Annotated in this window: 19 protein-coding genes; 5 read left to right on the forward strand and 14 right to left on the reverse strand. The window is 65.8% G+C overall.

What is annotated here, in order from left to right:
- Positions 1-3: 3 nt before the first annotated feature.
- The gene (locus tag Q9293_RS08605; RefSeq protein WP_306252050.1) at positions 4-1,878 is read right to left on the reverse strand and encodes a CocE/NonD family hydrolase; all 1,875 of its coding nucleotides are present in this window, start codon (positions 1,876-1,878) and stop codon (positions 4-6) included.
- 87 nt (positions 1,879-1,965) lie between these two features.
- Here Q9293_RS08605 and Q9293_RS08610 point away from each other — a divergent pair, with 87 nt between their 5' ends.
- Positions 1,966-2,634 (forward strand): radical SAM protein, encoded by a 669-nt coding sequence (locus Q9293_RS08610; RefSeq protein WP_306252053.1) that lies wholly within the window; start codon positions 1,966-1,968, stop codon positions 2,632-2,634.
- A 170-nt stretch (positions 2,635-2,804) separates the two neighbouring features.
- Positions 2,805-3,593, forward strand: a complete 789-nt coding sequence (locus Q9293_RS08615; protein WP_306252055.1) for a lysophospholipid acyltransferase family protein — start codon at positions 2,805-2,807, stop codon at positions 3,591-3,593.
- A gap of 28 nt (positions 3,594-3,621) precedes the next feature.
- On the opposite strand, the gene Q9293_RS08620 is transcribed toward Q9293_RS08615, so the two are convergent.
- Together Q9293_RS08620 and Q9293_RS08625 are read right to left on the reverse strand one after the other, a co-directional pair.
- The gene (locus tag Q9293_RS08620) at positions 3,622-4,560 is read right to left on the reverse strand and encodes a carbon-nitrogen hydrolase family protein (protein WP_306252057.1); all 939 of its coding nucleotides are present in this window, start codon (positions 4,558-4,560) and stop codon (positions 3,622-3,624) included.
- Positions 4,560-5,375: a GNAT family N-acetyltransferase gene (locus Q9293_RS08625; protein WP_306252059.1), complete on the reverse strand. Its 816-nt coding sequence runs from the start codon at positions 5,373-5,375 to the stop codon at positions 4,560-4,562. Before Q9293_RS08625 ends, Q9293_RS08620 begins: the two co-directional genes overlap by 1 nt.
- A gap of 84 nt (positions 5,376-5,459) precedes the next feature.
- Here Q9293_RS08625 and Q9293_RS08630 point away from each other — a divergent pair, with 84 nt between their 5' ends.
- Together Q9293_RS08630 and Q9293_RS08635 are read left to right on the forward strand one after the other, a co-directional pair.
- Entirely contained in the window at positions 5,460-7,079 is a 1,620-nt protein-coding gene (locus Q9293_RS08630; protein ID WP_306252062.1) for a methyl-accepting chemotaxis protein, read from the forward strand.
- Between the two features lie 88 nt (positions 7,080-7,167).
- Positions 7,168-7,614: a hypothetical protein gene (locus Q9293_RS08635; protein ID WP_306252064.1), complete on the forward strand. Its 447-nt coding sequence runs from the start codon at positions 7,168-7,170 to the stop codon at positions 7,612-7,614.
- Positions 7,615-7,623: 9 nt separating this feature from the next.
- Here the strand turns inward: Q9293_RS08635 and Q9293_RS08640 are convergent, their stop codons facing one another.
- The 8 genes from Q9293_RS08640 to Q9293_RS08675 all read right to left on the reverse strand — a co-directional run bounded on the left by Q9293_RS08640 (position 7,624) and on the right by Q9293_RS08675 (position 15,222).
- Complete coding sequence (locus Q9293_RS08640) at positions 7,624-8,508, reverse strand: DUF2911 domain-containing protein (RefSeq protein WP_306252066.1); 885 nt, start codon at positions 8,506-8,508, stop codon at positions 7,624-7,626.
- Between the two features lie 32 nt (positions 8,509-8,540).
- The gene (locus Q9293_RS08645) at positions 8,541-10,448 is read right to left on the reverse strand and encodes a hypothetical protein (protein ID WP_306252067.1); all 1,908 of its coding nucleotides are present in this window, start codon (positions 10,446-10,448) and stop codon (positions 8,541-8,543) included.
- A 36-nt stretch (positions 10,449-10,484) separates the two neighbouring features.
- Entirely contained in the window at positions 10,485-10,991 is a 507-nt protein-coding gene (locus Q9293_RS08650; protein ID WP_306252069.1) for a hypothetical protein, read from the reverse strand.
- A gap of 7 nt (positions 10,992-10,998) precedes the next feature.
- Positions 10,999-11,937, reverse strand: a complete 939-nt coding sequence (locus Q9293_RS08655; RefSeq protein ID WP_306252072.1) for an arginase family protein — start codon at positions 11,935-11,937, stop codon at positions 10,999-11,001.
- Positions 11,927-12,607: a 1-acyl-sn-glycerol-3-phosphate acyltransferase gene (locus Q9293_RS08660; RefSeq protein WP_306252074.1), complete on the reverse strand. Its 681-nt coding sequence runs from the start codon at positions 12,605-12,607 to the stop codon at positions 11,927-11,929. The genes Q9293_RS08655 and Q9293_RS08660 overlap by 11 nt, the downstream gene beginning before the upstream one ends.
- Positions 12,607-13,143: a GNAT family N-acetyltransferase gene (locus tag Q9293_RS08665; RefSeq protein WP_306252076.1), complete on the reverse strand. Its 537-nt coding sequence runs from the start codon at positions 13,141-13,143 to the stop codon at positions 12,607-12,609. The genes Q9293_RS08660 and Q9293_RS08665 overlap by 1 nt, the downstream gene beginning before the upstream one ends.
- Before the next feature lie 426 nt (positions 13,144-13,569).
- Positions 13,570-14,565 carry an inorganic phosphate transporter gene (locus Q9293_RS08670; RefSeq protein ID WP_306252078.1) on the reverse strand — a complete coding sequence of 332 codons (996 nt, stop codon included), beginning with the start codon at positions 14,563-14,565 and terminating at the stop codon, positions 13,570-13,572.
- A 9-nt stretch (positions 14,566-14,574) separates the two neighbouring features.
- Positions 14,575-15,222, reverse strand: coding sequence for a DUF47 domain-containing protein (locus Q9293_RS08675; protein ID WP_306252080.1), 648 nt, complete (start codon positions 15,220-15,222; stop codon positions 14,575-14,577).
- Between the two features lie 153 nt (positions 15,223-15,375).
- Between Q9293_RS08675 and Q9293_RS08680 the strand changes: the two genes are divergently transcribed.
- On the forward strand, positions 15,376-16,692 hold the full coding sequence (locus Q9293_RS08680; RefSeq protein ID WP_306252083.1) for a cell wall metabolism sensor histidine kinase WalK: 1,317 nt from the start codon (positions 15,376-15,378) through the stop codon (positions 16,690-16,692).
- Positions 16,693-16,783: 91 nt separating this feature from the next.
- Here Q9293_RS08680 and Q9293_RS08685 read toward each other — a convergent pair whose 3' ends face one another.
- The 3 genes from Q9293_RS08685 to pstB are packed head-to-tail and all read right to left on the reverse strand — an operon-like array spanning position 16,784 to position 18,920.
- A complete protein-coding gene (locus Q9293_RS08685; RefSeq protein ID WP_306252085.1) occupies positions 16,784-17,488 on the reverse strand; it encodes a response regulator transcription factor in 705 nt (234 codons plus the stop codon).
- A gap of 20 nt (positions 17,489-17,508) precedes the next feature.
- Positions 17,509-18,174 (reverse strand): phosphate signaling complex protein PhoU, encoded by a 666-nt coding sequence (phoU, locus tag Q9293_RS08690; RefSeq protein WP_306252087.1) that lies wholly within the window; start codon positions 18,172-18,174, stop codon positions 17,509-17,511.
- Entirely contained in the window at positions 18,174-18,920 is a 747-nt protein-coding gene (gene pstB / locus Q9293_RS08695; protein ID WP_306252433.1) for a phosphate ABC transporter ATP-binding protein PstB, read from the reverse strand. The genes phoU and pstB overlap by 1 nt, the downstream gene beginning before the upstream one ends.
- Positions 18,921-19,067 lie beyond the last annotated feature (147 nt).

Genomic DNA, 19,067 nt, shown 5'->3' on the forward strand with positions numbered 1-19,067 from the left:
CCCTTATTCCAGCACCTGGACTTCCAACCGCGACGGCAGGGCCTCGGAGCGGTAGACCCGCTGTTCGGCCTTCTGGAACGCCTCGGGCGGGGCCTTGGGAATGTCGCAGAAGGTTTGGGGATTCCGATCCGCCAGGGGGAACCAGGAACACTGGATCTGCACCATGAGTCGATGCCCCTTCTGAAAGGTGTGGAAGATGTCAGGCAGCGTGAAGGCCACTTCGGTGGGACGGCCAGGGACGAAGGGTTCAGGCGTCTGGTAGCTGTTGCGAAACTTCCCGCGAAGGATGTCTCCGCGAACCAGCATCTCAGCCCCTCCGGCATGCCAGCCGCTGGGCGGATCCTTGGGATCGGGAGTGTCATCGGGGTAGACATCGATCACTTTCACCACCCAGTCGCTATCCGTGCCGGTCGTGCTCACCTGAAGCACCGGCCTCAGCGGGCCCGCCAGGGTGAGGTCCGCTTCCAGGGGCGCGGTCTCGTAGACCAGCACATCCGGACGCCGGGATGCGAAGCGCTGATCCTCGGTCATGTAGCTGGGGGAAAACCCGGAGGTGATCTCCTGGGTGTGGGGCACAGGCCGGGCAGGATCGCTGATGAAAGCGTCGAAGGCTGAGGCGGCTCGAGGTCTGGCCGCAGTCAGGAGGCCCTGGGCTCCGAAGTAGAAGGTGCGCGGCTTCACGGTCCGGGGTGGCCAGGTGTCGAAGGAGCGCCACTGGTTCTTCCCCGTCTCGAACATGGTGGCCTTTGGCAGAGGTTGGCCCGCTTCTCCCTTCAGGTGCTGATTGAAGAATCGCAATTCCACGTCCCGTTGAAACCAGGCGGAAGTCTTCGCGCCGAATTCCAGCGGACCCAGGCGGTCGCCCTCCCCGCGGGCCCAGAGGCCGTGGGACCAGGGCCCCATGACCAGGTGGCTGGCGGTGCTGGGGCTTTGCTGGGCCAGGGTTCGGGCGCAGGCCAAGGCGCCGAAGAGATCCTCCGCGTCGAACCAGCCGCCCACCGTGAGCACGGCGGGCTGCACCTGCTTCAGGTGGGGCCGCAGGTCGCGGGCCTGCCAGTAGGCGTCGTAGGTGTTGTGCCGAACGTATTCCTCCCAGATCGGTTCGGCGGGCTGGTTCATTTTCGGGAAGACGGCCTGAACCGATCCTGCCTCCAGGAACCAGCGGTAGTCATCGGGAGGCCGTTGGGCGGGCGGTGCCACAGGTGGTGCAGTGGCTGGGGGCTGGGTGGGGGCTGCCGCTGGGCGGCTGTGGAAGAATGTGAAGAACTCCGCGTTGGCCAGCAGCTGGAAGGCGCCACGGTGGTAGCTGTCGTCGCCCTCCCAGAGGTCGATCATGGGCGCCTGGGGAGAGACGGCCTTGAGGGCCGGATGCCCGCTGAGCAGGGCCTGGGCGGCATAGTGGCCGGGGTAGCTGATGCCCCATTGGCCCACACGGCCGTTGTGGTTTGGAACATTCGCCAGCAACCAGGCGATGGTGTCATAGGTGTCAGTGGCCTCGTCCGTATCGCGGGGGCCCTTGGCGGGGTTGAAGGGCCGGGTGTCCACGAACTGGCCTTCGCTGTGGGAACGACCCCGCACATCCTGATACACCACGATGTAGTCTTCCTTGGCGAAGGCGGGAGAGGGCCCCACGCCGCGCCGGTAGGCGTCGGGCCCATAGGGGCCGGCCCCATAAGGAGTGCGGGACATCAGAATGGGATGGGGGCGGGTGGTGTCCTTGGGTTCGTAGATGGAGGTGAACAGCTTCACCCCGTCACGCATGGGCACCATGACTTCCCGTTTCTGGTAGCGGACCTGCACTGGCTCCGGCGGTTCCGGCGCCTGGGCGCCAAGGATGAAGCAGGCCAGCGGGACCGGCAGGAACCGTTGCACGAACATGAACACCCCGGGAAAGGTCGATGCTCCCACAGGATTCGGATTCTTGGGAAGCGCCATGGGACAATGCCAGGGAAGGGGTTCTGCCGCATGAAGTTCAAGGTCAACGAGGTGTTCCACAGCATCCAAGGGGAAGGTACGCGCATCGGCCGGCCCTGCCTCTTCATCCGACTTTCGGGCTGCCCTCTGCGCTGCGTGTACTGCGACACCGAGTACGCCTTTTATGATGGGGCGATGCGTGAGCTGGAGGATCTCCTGAGCGAGACGCGGGAGCGCCTCGGCCCTCCGCGCCGGGGGCCCAACGCACCCTTTGTCGAGTTGACGGGCGGTGAGCCCCTGGCCCATCCGATGGCGCCACAGCTGCTGCAGGCCCTTCTGGAGGAAGGCTACGAGGTGGCCCTGGAGACTGCGGGCAGCCACGATCTGGCCGTGGTGCCCAAGGCCGTGGTGAAGATCGTGGACCGCAAGACACCCGGCAGCGGAGAGGCGGAACGCTGGCTTGAAACCAACCTGGATCACATGGTGCCGGGCCAGGATGAGTTGAAGTTCGTCCTTTGCGATGAGGCGGACTACACCTGGGCCAAGGCCTGGTGTGCCGAGCGGGCCATCTGGGATCGGCTGGAGGTGCTCTTCAGCCCCGTGTGGGGAAGCCTCGATCCCGCCTGGCTGGCGGAACAGGTGGTGGCCGATGCGTTGCCTGTGCGCGTGCAGGTGCAGCTGCACAAAGTCATTTGGGGGGTGGATCGCACGGGCGTGTAGGCGGCCGTTACGCCCCGGTGCGCACCTTTGCACACCTCTGTTACACGGCATGGATAGCGTGTGAGTTGCCACGAATTCCCGGTGACAGCCCCCTCGCGACCATCGGACCTCGCGATGGGATTCCGCCGACTGCTCCGTGAGGCCCACCCATGCCCGAGGCCAATCCCCTGATGTTCAGGTCCCTGGAGGAACCGGCGGTTCCGCCCCTGTTCGAGGGCCTGCGCTCCCGCAGCCTCCGGGATTCGGCTGCCGGGCGGTTGCTGCGAGTTCTGGCGGGCATCCTTCGGTACGACCGTCAGGGCGCCCGCTGCGAGGCCCGCCATGGCGGGCGCATTCCGAGGGATGTGCTGCAGGGTCTGCTCACGGACTGGGCCTGGGAGGCCCAGGTCCAGCTCAACCTGGACGTCCGGCGCACAGGCGCCAGGCTGCCGCTCCAAAGCCCGGCCTTGTTCGTGGGGAACCACCTCAGCTACCTCGACATTCCGGTGCTGATGAGCCAGGTCCCCTTGGTGTTCCTGGGCAAGGAGGAGATTTCGCGGTGGCCGTTCTTCGGCGCGGCTGGCCGCCGGGCGGGCATGGTGTTTGTGCGGCGGGAGTCCGATGGCTCACGTCGGCAGGCCGTGAAGGCCATCAGTGAATGCCTGGAAACGCGGGGCATGAGCCTCGGGCTGTTTCCTTCAGGCACCACCTCGCTGGATGAAGCGCGGCCCTGGCGGGTGGGGGCTTTCCGCATCGCCAAAGAAGGCCGCTTTCCCATCCAGCCCTTCCGCTTGACCTACCAGCCGCTGCGGGAGGCTGCCTTTCTTGGGGCGGACGCGCTGCTGCCTCACCTGTACCGGCTGCTGAAGATGGGCCCTGTCCGGGCGCAGATCGAATTCGGCGAAGCGCGTTTGGTGGATGATCCCGAAGCCACCGCCCGGGAGCTTCAGGCCTGGTGCCGGGAGGGGCTGCGGCGCTGACACCGGCTGCCCTGGGGGTGACCCAGGCTCAGCCGCCGAAGTGCCTCCGCACGGTGAGCACCTCGCCGTCAAAGCGGGTGTGCAGGGTGTCGCTCTGGCTGTCCCGGAAGGTCTGCACGCTGCCGTGGTGGCGGGCGCGGTCCAGGGTGGCGAGGTCGAGATCGGCCACGATGACCTGCTCCACATTGGCGGCTGCCTCGGTGGCGATGCCATCCATGGGGAAGGCCAGGTCTGCCGGCGTGAAGATGCCGCTCTGGGCGTACTGGCTGGTGAGGTCGGTCATCAGGGGCAGGCTGCCCACCATCCCGGCTGTGACCGTGTAGATCTGGTTCTCCACGGCGCGGGCCCGGGCGCAGGTGGTGACCCGGCAGGTGCCGCGGCGGTCGTCGGTCATGTAGGGCACCACCAGCAGCTCGACGCCATGATGGTTGCAGAGGATCTTCACCAGCTCGGGAAACTGCACGTCATAGCAGATGGCCACGGCAAACTTGCCGAAATCCGTATCCACCACCAGCAGGTCCCGCCCAGGAGAGAACTTCCAGACGTTCCGCTCGGCCGGGGTCAGGTGGAGCTTGGCTTGGTGCACCGGCTCGGCATTCGGGAAGTAGACCGAGGCCACGTTCAGCAGGCGTTCCCCCTCGAGACGGGGCATGGTGCCACCCACGATGATCCGCTCGTATTCCGTGGCCAGGCGCTTGAAGAGCGCGTCGAAATCATCGACATGCTCGGCCGCCAGGCGCCGCATGACCTCAGAGGGCTCGCCGCCGCCGCTGGTGGGGCCCATGAGCTGCACGCCGAGCAGTTCTGGGAAGACGATCAGGTCCGCATCGTAGTCGTCGGCCACATCCACGAAGGATTCCACGTGGGTGGCGAATTCCTCGAAGCTGGAAATGGTGCGCAGGGCGTACTGCACAGAGCAGACCCGCACTGGGCGCGACATGACGGGCTTGGGTGCCGAGAACCGCATCACAGCTCCATGGAGATGAGGGCCGCGTTGTCGGCGCTTTCAGGGTCGGCGATGTAACCGGGCAGCAGGCCGCGGAGGCGGAACCCCAGGCGAAGCTGCTTCGACAAGGTGGGATCGTAGATGAGGCCGCGCTCCACCAGGGCGAGGTAGCTCTCGGGCGCGAGCAGGTCCGAGGCCAAGTGGTAGCCGGGCATGCGGGCCCCCGCCACGAAGATTCGGCAGCCCAGACTCATGGCCAGCGCGGTGCGGACGGCATAGAGGTGATGAGCCAGGCCCATGCCCTGGAATTCCGGATCGACCGCCAGATCGACGCCGTAGAAGGCATCGCCCTTCGGATCGTGGTGGGCCAGGGTTCCCCGGGCGGTGATCTCGGACCAGCGGTGGGGCCGCAGCGCGGTTTCTGACCGCACCACCATGGCGGTGGAATCGGCAATGAGCCGTCCTTGCCCATCCAGGATGGAGAGCTGACCTTCGGGAAACGTTTCGAAGTGCCGCATGAGGGTGTCAGGGGGCCAGACGGCTTCGGGCCCGTGAGGTTCGGCGTAGACCCGCTTCATGAGTGCGATGACGCCGGGGATGTCCTCGGGCCGCCGGGGCCGGATGATCCAATCATCGGGAAAGGGGCGCAGGAGTGATGTGGCTGAGAGTGAGACCGGGGTCATGGCCAATCCCTCCTTGGGCTTCATTCCAGCCCCTTCCTGGACCTGCCGCGTGAAAGGGGTGTGAAAGTGCTGGTCCTTGGCCGTTTCCGCGCGAAAGCGGGTGATCTTCCAGCCGGGGATCCTCGCCGTGCGGCTGGGGATGTACCTGACCACAAGGTTTTTTCCTGTGGGATGTCCGAACTTTCAGGGATCTGACTGGAGGCCGATACCAGGGTGTAGGCGTCCTGGGGGTGGATCATGCAGGTGTCATTCCTCGACCGGATATCTGTGCGTGCGAAACTCTGGCTGCTGGCGGGAAGCCTGATGGCGGCCGCGCTGGCCCTGGGTGGGGCCGGCTTCTGGGTGGCCCACCGGCTCACGGCCCAGTCCAGTGAAATGGCCGACACGCTCCTGAAGCTCAGCCAGGCGGGTGATACGGCGCGGGAAGCGCAGAACGACTTCAAGACCCAGGTGCAGGAATGGAAGAACATCCTCATCCGCGGCCACGACCCGGAACAGATGGCGAAGTACAAGGCGGCTTTCAATGCCTCCGAGAAGGAGGTTGAAGGCGATCTGGCGAAGCTGCGGGGCCTCCTGACGGAACTGGAGATCTCCACGGTGCCCCTGGAGAAGACCCTGCAGGAGCTCCACACCCTCGGATCGAAATACCGCGAAGCCCTTGCTAACTGGAACCCCAGGGATCCTCTGGCCTATCGCACGGTGGATGGGCAACTGAAGGGCATCGACCGGCCCATGAATGAGGCCATCAAGGCCCTGGCGGAAACAACCTTCACCGAAGCGAAGCGCATTGAGCTTCGCGAGAAGGCTGAAATGGCCGATCTGGTGCGATTCGGCATGATCCTGAAGCTGATCATTCTGGCCATCAGCCTGATCCTGGGCATCTGGATTTCCGGCGCAGTCATGGGGCGCATCCGCAGATCGTTAAAGGAAGTGTCCGAAGGCATGGAGCGCATGGTGGCGGGCGATTTCAGGATGGGGGTCGAGGTCCACTCCGAGGACGAGTTGGGCCGCATGGCCAAGGATTTCAACGCCATGCTCTCCCGCTTCCAGCAGTTCTTCGCGCAGCTTCGTGGGGCCAGCCTGCGCGTGGCGGAAGGCTCGACGGAATTGAGTTCCACGGCCAGCGAAGTCTCCCGCGCCACCAGTGAAATTGCCCAGTTCGCCGAGGGCCAGCGGGTGGCCTCAGAGCGCACCGCGGCAGCCATGACCGAGTTCTCCGCCTCCATCCAGCAGGTGGCCGGGAATGTCCGCAGCAGCCAGGCGGGCACCGAGACCATGGTGAAGGCCGCGCAGGAAGGAGCCCAGCAGGGCGAGGCCACGGTCATGGCCATGCAGGATATCCGCGAGGCCACCCAGGAAATGGTGAAGGCCGTGCAGGTCATCCAGGATCTGGCGCGGCAGACCAACCTGCTGGCCCTCAACGCGGCCATCGAATCCGCCAAGGCGGGTGTGCATGGCAAAGGGTTTGCGGTGGTGGCGGAGGAGGTTCGGAAGTTGGCGGAGCGAAGCGCCGGGGCCGCCAAGCAGATCGGTGAGCTGATCCAGCGCACAGAGGATGCCATGGTGACGGGCGTGCGCACCGTGGAGGCCACGGACGCCACCATCCGCGTCATCCAGGAGAACATCAACGCCGTGGTGGTGGCTGCCCGTGAGATTGGGGCAGCCACGGAGGAGCAGGGCCGCACTTCCGAGGAAGTGGCGCGCCAGGTGGAGGAATCCGCCCAGTCCACGGAGCGCAGCGCGGCCGCCTCCACGGAACTGGCCCACACCGTGGAAGAGGTGAACCGCACGGCGGACCACCTGTCACGGATCGCCGAGGATCTGTCGGCCTCGCTGGCCCAGTTCAGAACGAACTGATCAAAGGGCATTAAAAGTTACCTCAAGGTCACCTTGTCGCACCCCCTGCGTTGAATGCACGGCCGATAAGAGACCTGGAGGTAGTGTCATGTCTCGCCCTTTCCTTCCGTTTGATCGCCGGTTGTCAGCGCTCCTGGCTGCCACCCCCCTCTTCCTGGCGCCACAGGGCCTCCATGCCGAGGGGGTTCCTGTGCAAGATGCAGCCAAGTTCCTGCTCATCCTGGCCTCCAGCGCCGGTTCCGAGGGCCGCGTGGCCTGCAAGGAGCTGGACATGGTCATCCAGCTGAAGAAGCAGGAGATTTCGGTGGATGCCAAAGCCCAGGTGGCCTGGTCCTTTACGCCGGAGCAGACCCGGTTCTACGCCGAGCAGGGCAAGCTGGTGGTGTGCAGCAGCCGGAAGCTGTTTCCGGAAGGCGGCATCATCGCCTTTGAGCGCATCGGAGGAAGGCTGACCATCTTCGTCCATCAGGCGAACCTGGGCCGGAGCGGAGTCAACCTTCCGGAGTCCTTCCTGAAGATGGCTGTGAAGATGTGAGGCCAGGGCCTACTTTTGGGCCTTCCAGGCCGCCAGTTCCTTTTCCAGGTTGGCGGTGTATTCCTTGGGCGCGCCGCCGGGCCCGGAAAGATCGATGGCCTTCTGCAGGTGGGCCAGGGCCTCGGGCAGGCGCTTGGCATCCCGGAAAATGCGGGCGGCGGTTTCGTGGTTCCAGAAACTGTCACCGGCCTTGAGGCTCTTCTCGATCCAGAGGATCGCTTTTTGCGGTTCGATGCTCTGGTCCTGGCAGTACTTGGCGGCCTGGTACCAGGGCACCCAGTCCGTATCCGGTGCTTGCTTCAGCTTGTCCTCAAGGTGGGCCCAGTAGATGCCCTTGGTGTCGAAGGCCACCGGAAAACTTACGCGCAGCTTCTCCCAACCCAGCTCCACCACGGCGCTGCTGAGATCCTGGGGGATCACCCGGTAGTCCAGGTATTCGAGGAAGGGCCCGGCCTGGGGCGTGGCCTCCCAGCGCATCAGATCCTCCTCCGGCTTGTACTCGTAGGCACCCCACTGCTTGGCTTTCTTGTTGAGGATGAGGGTCCAGGTCTTTTCCTGGGGGATGACGAAGAAGCCGTAACTGCCCGCGGGCACGTCCTTCCCAGCCACCTTGGCGGCATGGCTGAAGGTGATGACCGTGGCGTTGTTGGCGCCAGCCCGCCACACCTCTTTGTAGGGCACGAGGCCGCCCCAGATGGCGCGTCCCTTCACGGCGGGCCGGGCGAAGGCGAGATCGATGCGGCTGATGCCGATCTCCTGCGAGAGCGTGGTCGCTGGACTCACGCGCAGGGGCGTGAGGCGCACGGGCGCTGGCATGGGCGTCGTCAGGGCGGCTGGCTTGTCCTGAGCCACCAGGGAGCAGGCGAGGAGGGCCGGAAGGAGCAGGTTACGCATGGGCATCTCCGGAATGGGGGGAGTCGAGGGTATCACCCCTGGCCAAAGGCAGAAGGCTTGCTTGGGGGTAAGAGGAAGCGCCCCGGCTGGCGGTTGAAGGCCTTCAGAATGTTCCACCAGAGGTGGCGGCGGGCGGGGCCGTTGAAGGCCCGGGCGCGCAGGGCGGTCCACAGCGCCAGGGCGAAGGAGACGGTGAAGTTCAGGGTTCCGATGAGGGCGATGCCCAGCAACCCCCACAGGGCCTCAGTCCAGAGCAGGGCCCCCTGGGCCCAGAGGCTGGCGGAGGCCAGGGCCAGGGAGGCCGACTGAAGGGTGACGTGGCGCACTTCGAGGTGGATGCCCGCGAAGGCGAAGGCCATGGGCACGAAGACCAGCAGGGCGCCCAAGGCCAGGTAGCCCATGAAGCCTGAGATGTTCCGGTGGACGAACCGGCCCAGCCATTTCGAGCGGTGGGGGCCCAGCAGCGCCTGGATCCGGCGGCTGCGCGCCAGGGCCTCCGGCAGGTTCCGATAGGCGCTCCAGTTGGCGGCCCAGCCCGCAGCCAGACTGGAGATCCACAACAGCACGCCCGTGACTGCGGCGAATACGAGCGTCGAGGCATGAAGGGGATGGGTGCCGTGCAGGCTGTGGAGGGCGGTCTCCTGGCTCAGGGGGCCGTGCCCGGTGAGCCAGATCCAGAGGCCACAGACGGCGAGGGCCGTGGGCATGGCGGCGCAAACATTCCCGATGGTGGCGATGACCTGGGTGCGGGTGATGGCCGCCACCAGTTCGATTTCCTGTTCCTGGTCCTCACCGTTCTCCAGGGCCCGGGCCAGAGCCGAGGCGGTCATGGCCGGCTGCTTGGAGGCCAGGCTGAAACCCAGCAGCTGCATGAGGCAAAAACTGGCGGCGTAGTTGAAGGAAAGGAATAGCCCCATGATCAGGGGCGCCAGGGGCAAGGCTGAGCCTCCGTATTTGAGGAGAGCGGTGCCCGCGGTCAGCAGGCCGCCGCCCGCTGCCGCCCAGCCCGTGGCCTTCCATTCCTGGCGGTTCCGGGCGATGTAGTGTTCACCGGTGTCGCCGGTGTGCTCCACCATCTTGCGGGCCAGGCGCTTCAGGCTGGTGTTCAGCAGCGTGCCGAGGCTGTGCTGTTCCGCGCTGCCCCGCACGAGTTCCAAGGTAAAGGCCGCTCCGTCCCCCTCTCCGTTGGCGAAGGCCAGCAGCTGTTCGATGCGCCGCAGCTGCGCTTCGAGCAGTTCCAGGCGGAACACCAGGTCCGTGGATACGCCTCGGTCATCCAACCGGTCGTGGGCCTGGGACAGGGCGCGCAGGCAGTCGGCATGGCAGCGTTCCCAGGCTGCGCGGACCGAGGGATTTCCTGGATCGTCGCCGTAGGCCCGTGTCGCGTGAGTGAGGTTGAAGAAGGGCGAATCGGCATCCGTGCCAGCGGCATCCAGGTTCAGGAGATCCCGCGAAAGCCCCACGGCCGAGGCGCGGTGTGAGAGCAATCGCGCCGCGTGGACCCAGATCTCGCGGGGGGGGGAGAGCACCTGGCCCCAGGCGGCTTTGATATCAACAGGCAGGCCCTCGACCCACGCTGCGTCCGAGTCGTGGAGTTCAAGGCGGTCGAGGAGGGCATAAAGATCCCCCTCGGGATCCAGGCGCGGAATGACGCGGTCCACCACCCGGAGAAAGCCTTCTCCCAACAGGGAAGTGCGGTCTGGCAGCCCCGTTTCCGCCAGCAGTCGGATGGCCGAGGCGTGGTTCCACTCTTCAGATAACGAACCGAGCAGTCCCCGCTCCACCAGGGCCTTGTGAAGCCGCCGCAGACGGCTGGTCCGCCGGGCCTCGCCATCCACGGAATCGAGCGGGGAGGCCTCCAGCAGCCAGCGCAGGAGCCCCTCGAGCTTTGGGCCTGTGCTGGTGAGCAGGTCATCCAGCCTGGGGTCGGGCAGCGGCATCAGGACTCCGGGGGGAGCCTTCAGGGTGCCACACTCTTAGGAAGTCGCACCAAACCGGCGGGATTGGTTCTTCCGGGTGCCATTGAGGAACTGTTCGACCGCCACCGGATCCACCGTGGCGGGTGTGCCTGACCACCGCTGGGAGGGCTTCAGCATGATCAGCATGTCCTCGGGGCAGCCGACCTGTTCGTACAGGCGCTCCACGCTGCGGGCCAGCTGATCCGCGGTGGTTTCCGTGGCCAGGGCTTCGCGCAGCAGGGCCTCGCGCCAGCGGTCCTGGGCCTGGGACCAGCGGGAGCTGCCGGGGCGGGGGGTCTTGCCCACGGCCTCGGCGCAGGCGGCCCAGAGGTGCGCTTCGAAATTCTTCAGGGCAGAGCCTTCCAGGGCCCGCAATCGCTGGACGGCCAGGCCGTCTCCGGTGGCGGTCACCTGGATTTCTAAGGAAGTGAGAAACCCGAAATCGTAGCCCGTGACGAGGTCATCCCAGGTGAGGGGGCCGATGTGGTTCTCGAAGGCTTCAAGGGGGGAGCTGGCGGGCGTCATGGGAACCTCAGGCGAGAAGGTGGAGGGCGAGGTGGACGGCCACGCGGGCGCTGGCTTCGGCGCCATCCAGCGTGGGAGCAAGTTCCATGAGATCGGCGCCCACCCAGGGCTCGGCCCATTGGCGGGTGCCGTGGATGAGGCGGATGGTTTCGGGCAGGCTCAGGCCGCCGGGCACGGGCTCAGCCACTGCGGGCACGAGCATGGGATCCAGTGCATCCAGGTCGAGGCTCAGGTAGGCAGGGCCCTGACCCACGGCGGCGAGATCCTCTTTCAAACGCAGGGACAGCAAGGGATCGCGCAGATCCGCGGGGGTCCACATGCGCACGCCCACGGCGGACAGGAAGGCCAGTTCGTCGTCGTCGAAGCGTGGGGCCCGCAGGCCCGCCTGCATGGTGCGCTCGGGAGCCACCAGCCCCTCTTCGATGGCCTGCCGGAGCCAGGTGCCGTGATGGATGTCCGTGCCCCAGGCGGCGCCATCGGCGGCATCAGGATGGGCATCCACGTGCAACAGGCCCAGGGGCCCGTGTTGGCGCGCCAGGGCACGCAGGGCGCCAAGGGTGAGCGAGTGGTCACCGCCCAGCATGAGGGTGCGGCAGCCGTTCATGGCCCAGGCGCCGATGGTGGCCTGGACGGTTTCCAGCGCCTCCTTCAGGGAGAAGGGCAGAGCGGGGATGTTGCCGCCATCCAGCCAGCCCTGGGCGGCGGGGGATCCGAAGACGGGCCGTCCTTCCCGAAGTCGGTCAGGCATGGGATGCGAGCCCACGCCCATGGAGGCGGCACGCATGGCCCAGGGGCCCAGGCGCGCGCCAGGACGGTTGATGACGCCCGCATCGCAGGGCGCGCCCAGCACCACGCCCGTGGCACGGCACGGATCGATGCAGAGGGGCAGCCCCAGAAAGGGCGTCAGCCCCGTGCGGAGGCCCTGGAACAACACATCAGCGGACATCGGAACTCCGGGGAGCGAGGGCGGTCTTGAAAGCGGCAATCCAGGCTTCGGCATCCTGGAAATCCGACGGATGCAAAGGATCTTCGGCGGTGACGGTGACGGGTGTGCGGTGGGCGAAGAGGGTCCGGATGTGCGGCACCAGGGTTTCGTCACCGGTCCAGGGATAGTGCGGCGCCGGGCTGCTCAGGCGCAGGGGCTGGGAAGGAAGGCCCAGGTGGAAGGCCAGGCGCAGACCGCCTTCGTAGAACGCCGCCAGCCGCTCGCCACGGGTGGTGGTGCCTTCGGGGAAGAGCAGCATGGGGCGGTCCTTGCGCAGCGAGGCCATGAATGCGGCCAGGGCTGCGGCGCGGCTGGTGGGATCTTCCCGCTCGACGAAGTGGATGCCCGATCGTTGGGCCAGCCGCCCGATGAGGGGATAGCCCGCCACTTCGCCCTTCGAGATGGTGCCCATGGGCCGCAGGCTCATGAGCACCACGGGATCCACCCAGCTCACGTGGTTGGCCACCCAGAGGGGGAGATCCGTCCGCAGGTGCCCTTCGACGTGGAGATCGACGCCCAGCGCCGGCAGCAGACGCCGCGCCCACCGGTGCAATCCGGGTTGCGGCTCCGCTCCGGCGGCCAGGCGTGGCAGAAGGGCGAAGGTGGGCCAGAGGACACCGGCCCAGGACATCACGAAACCAGCTTGAGGCGGGTGTAGCGGGCCCGCACGCGCTCCAGGTCCTCGCGGGTGATGGCGGACCAGAGGCGGGTGTCGCCGGGGGCGTAGAAATCGTTCACTTCTTCCACCACCCGGGCGCCCAGAGCGTTGTGGACGCTGCGGGCATCGGTGTTGCCGGGCTCCACGAGGAAGCGGCATTCGTCCACGTTCTCGTTGAGCAGCTTGGAGACCATGGCGCGGATGAGCAGGTAGTTCACCCGGCCCTTCTGGTATTCAGGATGTACGGCCAGGGTGGCGCAGTAGACCGTGGTGCCCGCCACGAAATTCAGCACATAGCCCACGGGCCGGTCGCCGTCGAGGGCCAGGAAGCACCAGTCGCGGTAGAGCTCGGTGCACAGCCGCAGATAGTGGGGGCAGAGCTCGCCGGTGCCATCGCCGGACCAGATTTCCGATTCCAGCCGACGCAGATGGACGAAGTCCGAACTGCTCAAGGGGCGCACGGTGTAGCGGGCGCCTTCGGGATGGGGCGTGAGGGTCTCGATCGTCATGGTCGTGTCTCCCTGGTTCTGAAACCAGGGTCGGTCACGGTGATGACGGCCTCATGGCGGCGTTGGCAATTCCGCGGGAAAAGGGTGAGACCAAGCGGTGACGGGCATCCGCGGGGCAGGGACGACAAGTGTCGGGCTCGGATGTGACGGAATGATGCGCGCGCCGTCACCGCGGTGGAACATCTTTCGCACCGTTTTGTCTGCGCTTGTCAAAGGATCCACCACGGAAGCACGGAGCATGGGCACTTCGCAGACGCCAGGTTCGGATCCTCCTCAGGGCATCCGAGCCTGCGCCTGCGAAGGCTTCCGGCCCTGCCGGAAGCGGCCTTCGGCCTGCCCATGCGGGAGGAACGCGGAGGCCTCCGTGCCACCTCCGTGATTTCAGTGTCTCCGTGGTGGATCTCTATCGCTGATGGCGATCTGGCCTCAGAAGAGGGGCGCCACCAGTTTTAGGAAGGCTGCGGCCAGGAGGGCGCTGATGGGAATGGTCAGCACCCAGGCCACCAGGATGTTCCCGGCCACGCCCCAGCGCACGGCGGACACGTTCATGCTGGCGCCCACGCCCATGATGGCGCCGGAGATGACGTGGGTGGTGCTCACGGGAATGCCCAGGTGGGCGGTGGTGAAGAGGACGATGGCCGCGGAGGTCTCCGCCGCGAAGCCGTGGATGGGCCGCAGCTTCACGATCTTGGTGCCCATGGTGCGGATGATCTTCCAGCCGCCGGACATGGTGCCCAGGCCCATGGCTGTGGCGCAGGCCAGCTTCACCCAGATGGGCACGTCGACCTTGGCCCCGTGGGCGGCCAACTTCCCGTAGGTGATGAGGGCCAGGGCGATGATACCCATGGCCTTCTGGGCATCATTGGTGCCGTGGGTGAAGGCCATGGCCCCAGCCGAGACAAGCTGCAACTTGCGGAAGGCGACGTTGACGCGGTGGCCCGCCATGCGGCGGCAGATCCAGAGCAGGAGGATGATGATGGCCATGGCGATGAAGAAGCCCACCACCGGCGATACCACCAGGTAGGTGGCCACTTCCTTCAGCTTGGTGGTGTGCAGGGCGCCGAGGCCCGCCTGGGCCACCACGGCGCCGGAGAGGCCGCCCACGAGCGCATGGCTGGAACTGGAGGGAATGCCGAACCACCAGGTGATGAGGTTCCAGACGATGGCTGCCAGCAGGGCCGCCACAATGACGGCGGGAACCACAAACTGGCTGTCGGCGATGCCTTTGGCGATGGTGGTGGCCACCTGGGTGCCCAGCAGGGCCCCGCCGAAGTTCAGCACTGCGGCCATCATGATGGCGTTCCGGGCGGACAGCACTCCCGTGGATACCACCGTGGCGATGGCATTGGCGGTGTCGTGGAACCCGTTGATGTAGTCGAAAACCAGGGCCAGCAGGACGATCAGGGCAAGCGCGAGAAACATGGACCGTCCTCAGGCGTTGCGCATGACGGTGGAACCCACAACCTTGGCCACCAGCTCGATCTTGTCCGTCGCGTCTTCGATCTGTTCCAGGAGCTCCTTCCACTTGATGAGTTCAATGGGATCCTTCGGGTCTTCGAACACCTGGGCCAGGGCCGCATGGTAGATGGAGTCGGCCTTGTTCTCCAGGGTGTGCACGCGCCGGATGCGGTCGCGGATGTCCTTCTGGTTGGACATGTTCCGCAGGGAGCGGATGAGGTGCAGGATTTCCCCGGCGCCTTCCACGATGATGGAGCTGATCTCGGTGACGGCGGGCATCACGGGCCCGATGCGGTAGAGGATGAGGCGCTCGCAGACCGCGTGGATCTTGTCCACCACGTCATCGAGGGCATGGGCGAGCGCCATGATGTCTTCGCGCTCGATGGGGGTGACGAAGGTCTGGTTCAAACGGTCGAGGATTTCGCGGGTGATGTCATCGCCGATGTGTTCAAGATCCTTCATCTGTCGGCGCAGTTCGGCGAAGCGGGCGGCATCACCGGTGCGGATCTCGCGGTCAAAGAGCTGGGAGGCCTGGTAGGCATTGCCGGCGGCGCTCTCCAGGAGATCGAAAAACACCATCTCCCTGGGTTTCAGCCAGCGCATCAGGGCATTCAAGGACATTGGGTTCTCCCGCGATCAACCTTCAACTGTACTGGGTCTAGCCGGGTAACTGGAGCGTAAATTCAGCACCTGACGGCTGGGCGGAGAGCTTGTGACCGTGTATGGTCGGAGCACATGGACCAGCTCGACTCACCGCGCCACGATGGAAATGGAATGCCTGTCTTTCTTGGCCGCGCCATCATCTGCCTGATATCCATGCTGTTCCTTGGCTTCGGCTTGGGCATGAGCGTTCACCAGGGCGTCTCTCTTTTGTGGGCTGCCGGTCTGCTGGGCACTTTGGCCCTGGTGCTGGTGCTCATGGCCCGCTGGCAGGTGCGGGCTGTGGCTCAACCCCTCGATTCTTTGGAACGGGATACGCCACCCAAGGCCCTGCAGGAACTGCCCCGGGCCTGGCTCGCCCTGCAGCGTGAAAACATCGAATTGAAAGAAAAGGTCGGCCGGGAGGATCGCCTCCTGCCTGGCATCATGGCCCGCTTGGAAGAAGGCGTGCTGCTGTTCGGGGCCCGTGGCGATCTGGAGCAGTTCAATCCTGCGGCCCAACGGCATCTGGGCTTGGGCGCGCCGCTGGCCAAGGGCATGGCCGTGGGCGATGTCCTCCGGGGACAGGAGGGACTGGATCTGGTGCAGAAGGCCTATGGCGGAGTCCCCGGGGAATGGCGCCTGGCGCGGGCCGGGCGCACGCTGAGGGTTCGGGCCATTCCCTTCGCGCCGCATGGCTCGGTGAGCGGGGTGCTGCTGACCCTGGACGATGTGACCAGCCAGGAGGCGTTGGAGACCACCCGGCAAAAGTTCATCTCCAATGTGAGCCATGAACTGAAGACACCGGTGACGGCCATCCGCATCGCCGCCGAGAACCTTCAGGAGGAGAATCTGGACGAGGCCTCCCGGTCCAGCGCCCAGTCCATCATGCGGTCCGTGGACCGCCTCACCCTGCTGCTGGGCGATCTCTCCGAACTGAGCCGGATCGAGAGCGGCGCCCTTCATCTGGCCCCGGTCCAGCTCGATCTCGCTGCCTTCCTGGATGGGCTCATGAAGGACTTGCAGCCCCGTGGCGAGGCGCTGGGCGTGGTCCTGGCCCTGGAGGTGGATGCCCCCCAGGGCGCCACCATCCTCGCCGATCCGCTGCGGCTGCATCAGGTCATCGAGAACCTGGTGTCCAACGCCCTGAAGTTCAGCCCGGCGCAGGGCCGGGTGAATCTCAGGGTCCGGGTCACCACCCACGGTCAGATCTGGGAGGTGCAGGATCAGGGCCCCGGCATCCCCGAAGCGGAGCAGGGCCGCATTTTCGAGCGCTTCTACCGCGCCAAGGCTTCCATGGCCAAACCTGGCACGGGCTTGGGCCTGGCCATCGTGAAACACCTTTGCCGCCTCATGGGCGGAGAAGTGTCCGTGTTCAGCGTTCCGGGCGAGGGCGCCACCTTCAAGGTGATCCTGCCCCCGCAGATCGAGACTCAGGAACGGCCCCAGTAAAACGGGTCCACAGATTTCACAGATTCACACAGATTCCCACTGGGGTTGGATCTGTGGAATCGGTGGAATCTGTGGATCAAGCACTTTTGGTTTAGGACCCCGCCGGGCCGCCCAGCCGGTAGCCGACACCCACCACGGTTTCGATGAACTCGGCAGCGGCCTCGCCGATCTTGGCGCGCACGCGACGCACGTGGGCGTCAATGGTGCGGCTTTCACCGAGGTACTCCAGGCCCCAGACCTGCTGGAGGATCTTCTCGCGGGTGAGGACACGCCGGGGGTTGGCCAGGAAGTAGGCCAGCAGCTCGAATTCGCGGCGGGTCAACTCCACCAGTTGTCCGTCCACCCGGGCGGTGTGCATGTCCAGGTCCACGGCGATGGGGCCGAAAGCGAGCTGGCTGGTTCGCTCCGAGCCTTCAAAGGGTGTGGAGCGGCGCAGGATGGCCCGCAGCCTGGCGGCCAGTTCCCGGGCGGAGAAGGGTTTGGAAATGTAGTCGTCGGCGCCCAGTTCCAGCCCCAGCACGCGGTCGATCTCCTCGCTGCGGGCCGTGACCAGGAGCACCGGCAGGCTGCGCAGGGTGGCATGGGTGCGGATGGCGCGGAGCACGTCCAGTCCATCCATGTCCGGCAGGCTGAGATCCAGCAGGGCGGCGTCCAGCTTGGGCCCGGAGGCGTTGAGGGCCAGCAGGGCGTCCTTGCCCGTGCCCACAGGGATGAGGCTGAAGCCTTCGCGGCGCAGGTGCTGTTCCAGGCCCAGGCGGATTTCGGTGTCGTCTTCGAGGAGGAGGATGCGCGTCATGGAGCCCTTTTCTCAGTTCCCTATTCTGCCGTACCGCCCTGGAGATAGGTGTGCTTGGCACTCCGCCCCTCCAGGATGAACAGCACTTCTTCTGCGATGTTGGTGGCCTGGTCGGCGATGCGCTCCCAGTTCTTGATGACCAGGATGAGGTGGCTGGCCCGCTCGATGGACAGGGGGTCGGACATCATCAGGCGCAGCAGCTCCCTGTAAATCTGGCCATAGAGCTCGTCCACGGAATCATCGGACTGGATGACCGTGCGGGCGATGCCCGCATCACTGCCGATGAAGGCATCCACGGCCATTCGCACCATGCCTCGGGTTTCCTGTCCCAGCCGTTCCAGCGACCCCGTGGAAAGAATGGGGGGATGGACATAGGTGGCGCGGCGCGCGATGTTGCAGCAATGGTCGCCGATGCGCTCCAGCTCGGGCACGATCTTGAGGCTGGAGGCGATGAGGCGGAGATCCCCCGCGGCGGGGGCTCGCAGAGCCAGCAGGTCCACGCAGAGGCGGTCCAGCTTGAGCTCCCACTCGTCCAGGCCGCGATCCAAGGTCATGACCTGATCGGCCTTGACCTTGGAGCGCTCGGTGAGGGCCTGAATGGTGAGATCGATCATCTCTTCGGCCAGCCCGGCCATGGACAGGATGCCGTCCCTGAGATCCCTCAGTTCCTGGTCGAATTGACGCATCAGCCGAACCTCCCCGTGATGTAGTCCTCGGTCATGCGCTGCCCGGGATTGGTGAACATTTTCTCTGTGAGCCCCGACTCGATGAGTTTGCCCATCCAGAAGAAGGCGGTGTGGTCGCTCACACGGGCGGCCTGCTGCATGTTGTGGGTGACGATGACGATGGTGAACTCGCGCTTCAGCTCAAGAATCAGTTCTTCCACCCGAGCGGTGGCGATGGGATCCAGCGCTGAGCAGGGCTCGTCCATGAGAATGACTTCAGGCCGAACGGCCAGGGCGCGGGCGATGCAGAGGCGCTGCTGCTGGCCGCCGGAAAGGCCCTGGGCTGAATCCTTCAGGCGGTCCTTCACTTCCTCCCAGAGGCCAGCGCCTTGCAGGCTGCGTTCCACGGCCTCGTCGAGCACCGTGCGGTCGCTCTGGCCCTGGATGCGCAGGCCATAGGCCACGTTCTCGTAGATGGATTTGGGGAAGGGGTTGGATTTCTGGAACACCATGCCCGCCCGTTTGCGCAGGGCGATGACATCGGTCTCGGGAGCGTAGATGTTCGTATCACCGAGCAGGACGCGCCCTTCGATGCGGACATTGTCGATGAGATCGTTCATGCGGTTGAGGCAACGCAGCAGGGTGCTCTTGCCGCAGCCCGAAGGCCCGATGAAGGCCATCACCGAGTTGCGCGCCACCTGCAGGTCGATGCCGGTCAGGGCCTGCTTCTGCCCGTAGAAGAGATTGAGCCCTTCCACCTGCAGCATGGTGGGCGCCGACAGCACCGAGGGGTCGGTGAGAGGCAGGTCCGGCTGGGCGAAGGCCGTGGGGCGAAGGCCCGTGGCGGCGGACGGTGGCGGCGTCTGGAGGAGCGCGGGCTCCGTCACGGGACGGGGGTCGTCGATTTCCATGTC

The sequence above is a fragment of the Geothrix sp. PMB-07 genome (assembly GCF_030758935.1).
In the GTDB taxonomy this organism is placed as follows: Bacteria; Acidobacteriota; Holophagae; order Holophagales; family Holophagaceae; genus Geothrix.

What these genes read in the sequence shown, in the direction of transcription:
- phoU (WP_306252087.1), bottom strand. Translation starts at nt 18,174, where the DNA reads ATGCGTCAATTCGACCAGGAACTGAGGGATCTCAGGGACGGCATCCTG.
- Q9293_RS08630 (WP_306252062.1), top strand. Translation starts at nt 5,460, where the DNA reads ATGCAGGTGTCATTCCTCGACCGGATATCTGTGCGTGCGAAACTCTGG.
- Q9293_RS08675 (WP_306252080.1), bottom strand. Translation starts at nt 15,222, where the DNA reads ATGTCCTTGAATGCCCTGATGCGCTGGCTGAAACCCAGGGAGATGGTG.
- Q9293_RS08660 (WP_306252074.1), bottom strand. Translation starts at nt 12,607, where the DNA reads ATGTCCTGGGCCGGTGTCCTCTGGCCCACCTTCGCCCTTCTGCCACGC.
- Q9293_RS08685 (WP_306252085.1), bottom strand. Translation starts at nt 17,488, where the DNA reads ATGACGCGCATCCTCCTCCTCGAAGACGACACCGAAATCCGCCTGGGC.
- Q9293_RS08615 (WP_306252055.1), top strand. Translation starts at nt 2,805, where the DNA reads ATGTTCAGGTCCCTGGAGGAACCGGCGGTTCCGCCCCTGTTCGAGGGC.
- Q9293_RS08655 (WP_306252072.1), bottom strand. Translation starts at nt 11,937, where the DNA reads ATGTCCGCTGATGTGTTGTTCCAGGGCCTCCGCACGGGGCTGACGCCC.
- Q9293_RS08610 (WP_306252053.1), top strand. Translation starts at nt 1,966, where the DNA reads ATGAAGTTCAAGGTCAACGAGGTGTTCCACAGCATCCAAGGGGAAGGT.
- Q9293_RS08650 (WP_306252069.1), bottom strand. Translation starts at nt 10,991, where the DNA reads ATGACGCCCGCCAGCTCCCCCCTTGAAGCCTTCGAGAACCACATCGGC.
- Q9293_RS08635 (WP_306252064.1), top strand. Translation starts at nt 7,168, where the DNA reads ATGTCTCGCCCTTTCCTTCCGTTTGATCGCCGGTTGTCAGCGCTCCTG.
- Q9293_RS08680 (WP_306252083.1), top strand. Translation starts at nt 15,376, where the DNA reads ATGCCTGTCTTTCTTGGCCGCGCCATCATCTGCCTGATATCCATGCTG.
- pstB (WP_306252433.1), bottom strand. Translation starts at nt 18,920, where the DNA reads ATGCTGCAGGTGGAAGGGCTCAATCTCTTCTACGGGCAGAAGCAGGCC.
- Q9293_RS08620 (WP_306252057.1), bottom strand. Translation starts at nt 4,560, where the DNA reads ATGCGGTTCTCGGCACCCAAGCCCGTCATGTCGCGCCCAGTGCGGGTC.
- Q9293_RS08645 (WP_306252067.1), bottom strand. Translation starts at nt 10,448, where the DNA reads ATGCCGCTGCCCGACCCCAGGCTGGATGACCTGCTCACCAGCACAGGC.
- Q9293_RS08665 (WP_306252076.1), bottom strand. Translation starts at nt 13,143, where the DNA reads ATGACGATCGAGACCCTCACGCCCCATCCCGAAGGCGCCCGCTACACC.
- Q9293_RS08640 (WP_306252066.1), bottom strand. Translation starts at nt 8,508, where the DNA reads ATGCGTAACCTGCTCCTTCCGGCCCTCCTCGCCTGCTCCCTGGTGGCT.
- Q9293_RS08605 (WP_306252050.1), bottom strand. Translation starts at nt 1,878, where the DNA reads ATGTTCGTGCAACGGTTCCTGCCGGTCCCGCTGGCCTGCTTCATCCTT.
- Q9293_RS08670 (WP_306252078.1), bottom strand. Translation starts at nt 14,565, where the DNA reads ATGTTTCTCGCGCTTGCCCTGATCGTCCTGCTGGCCCTGGTTTTCGAC.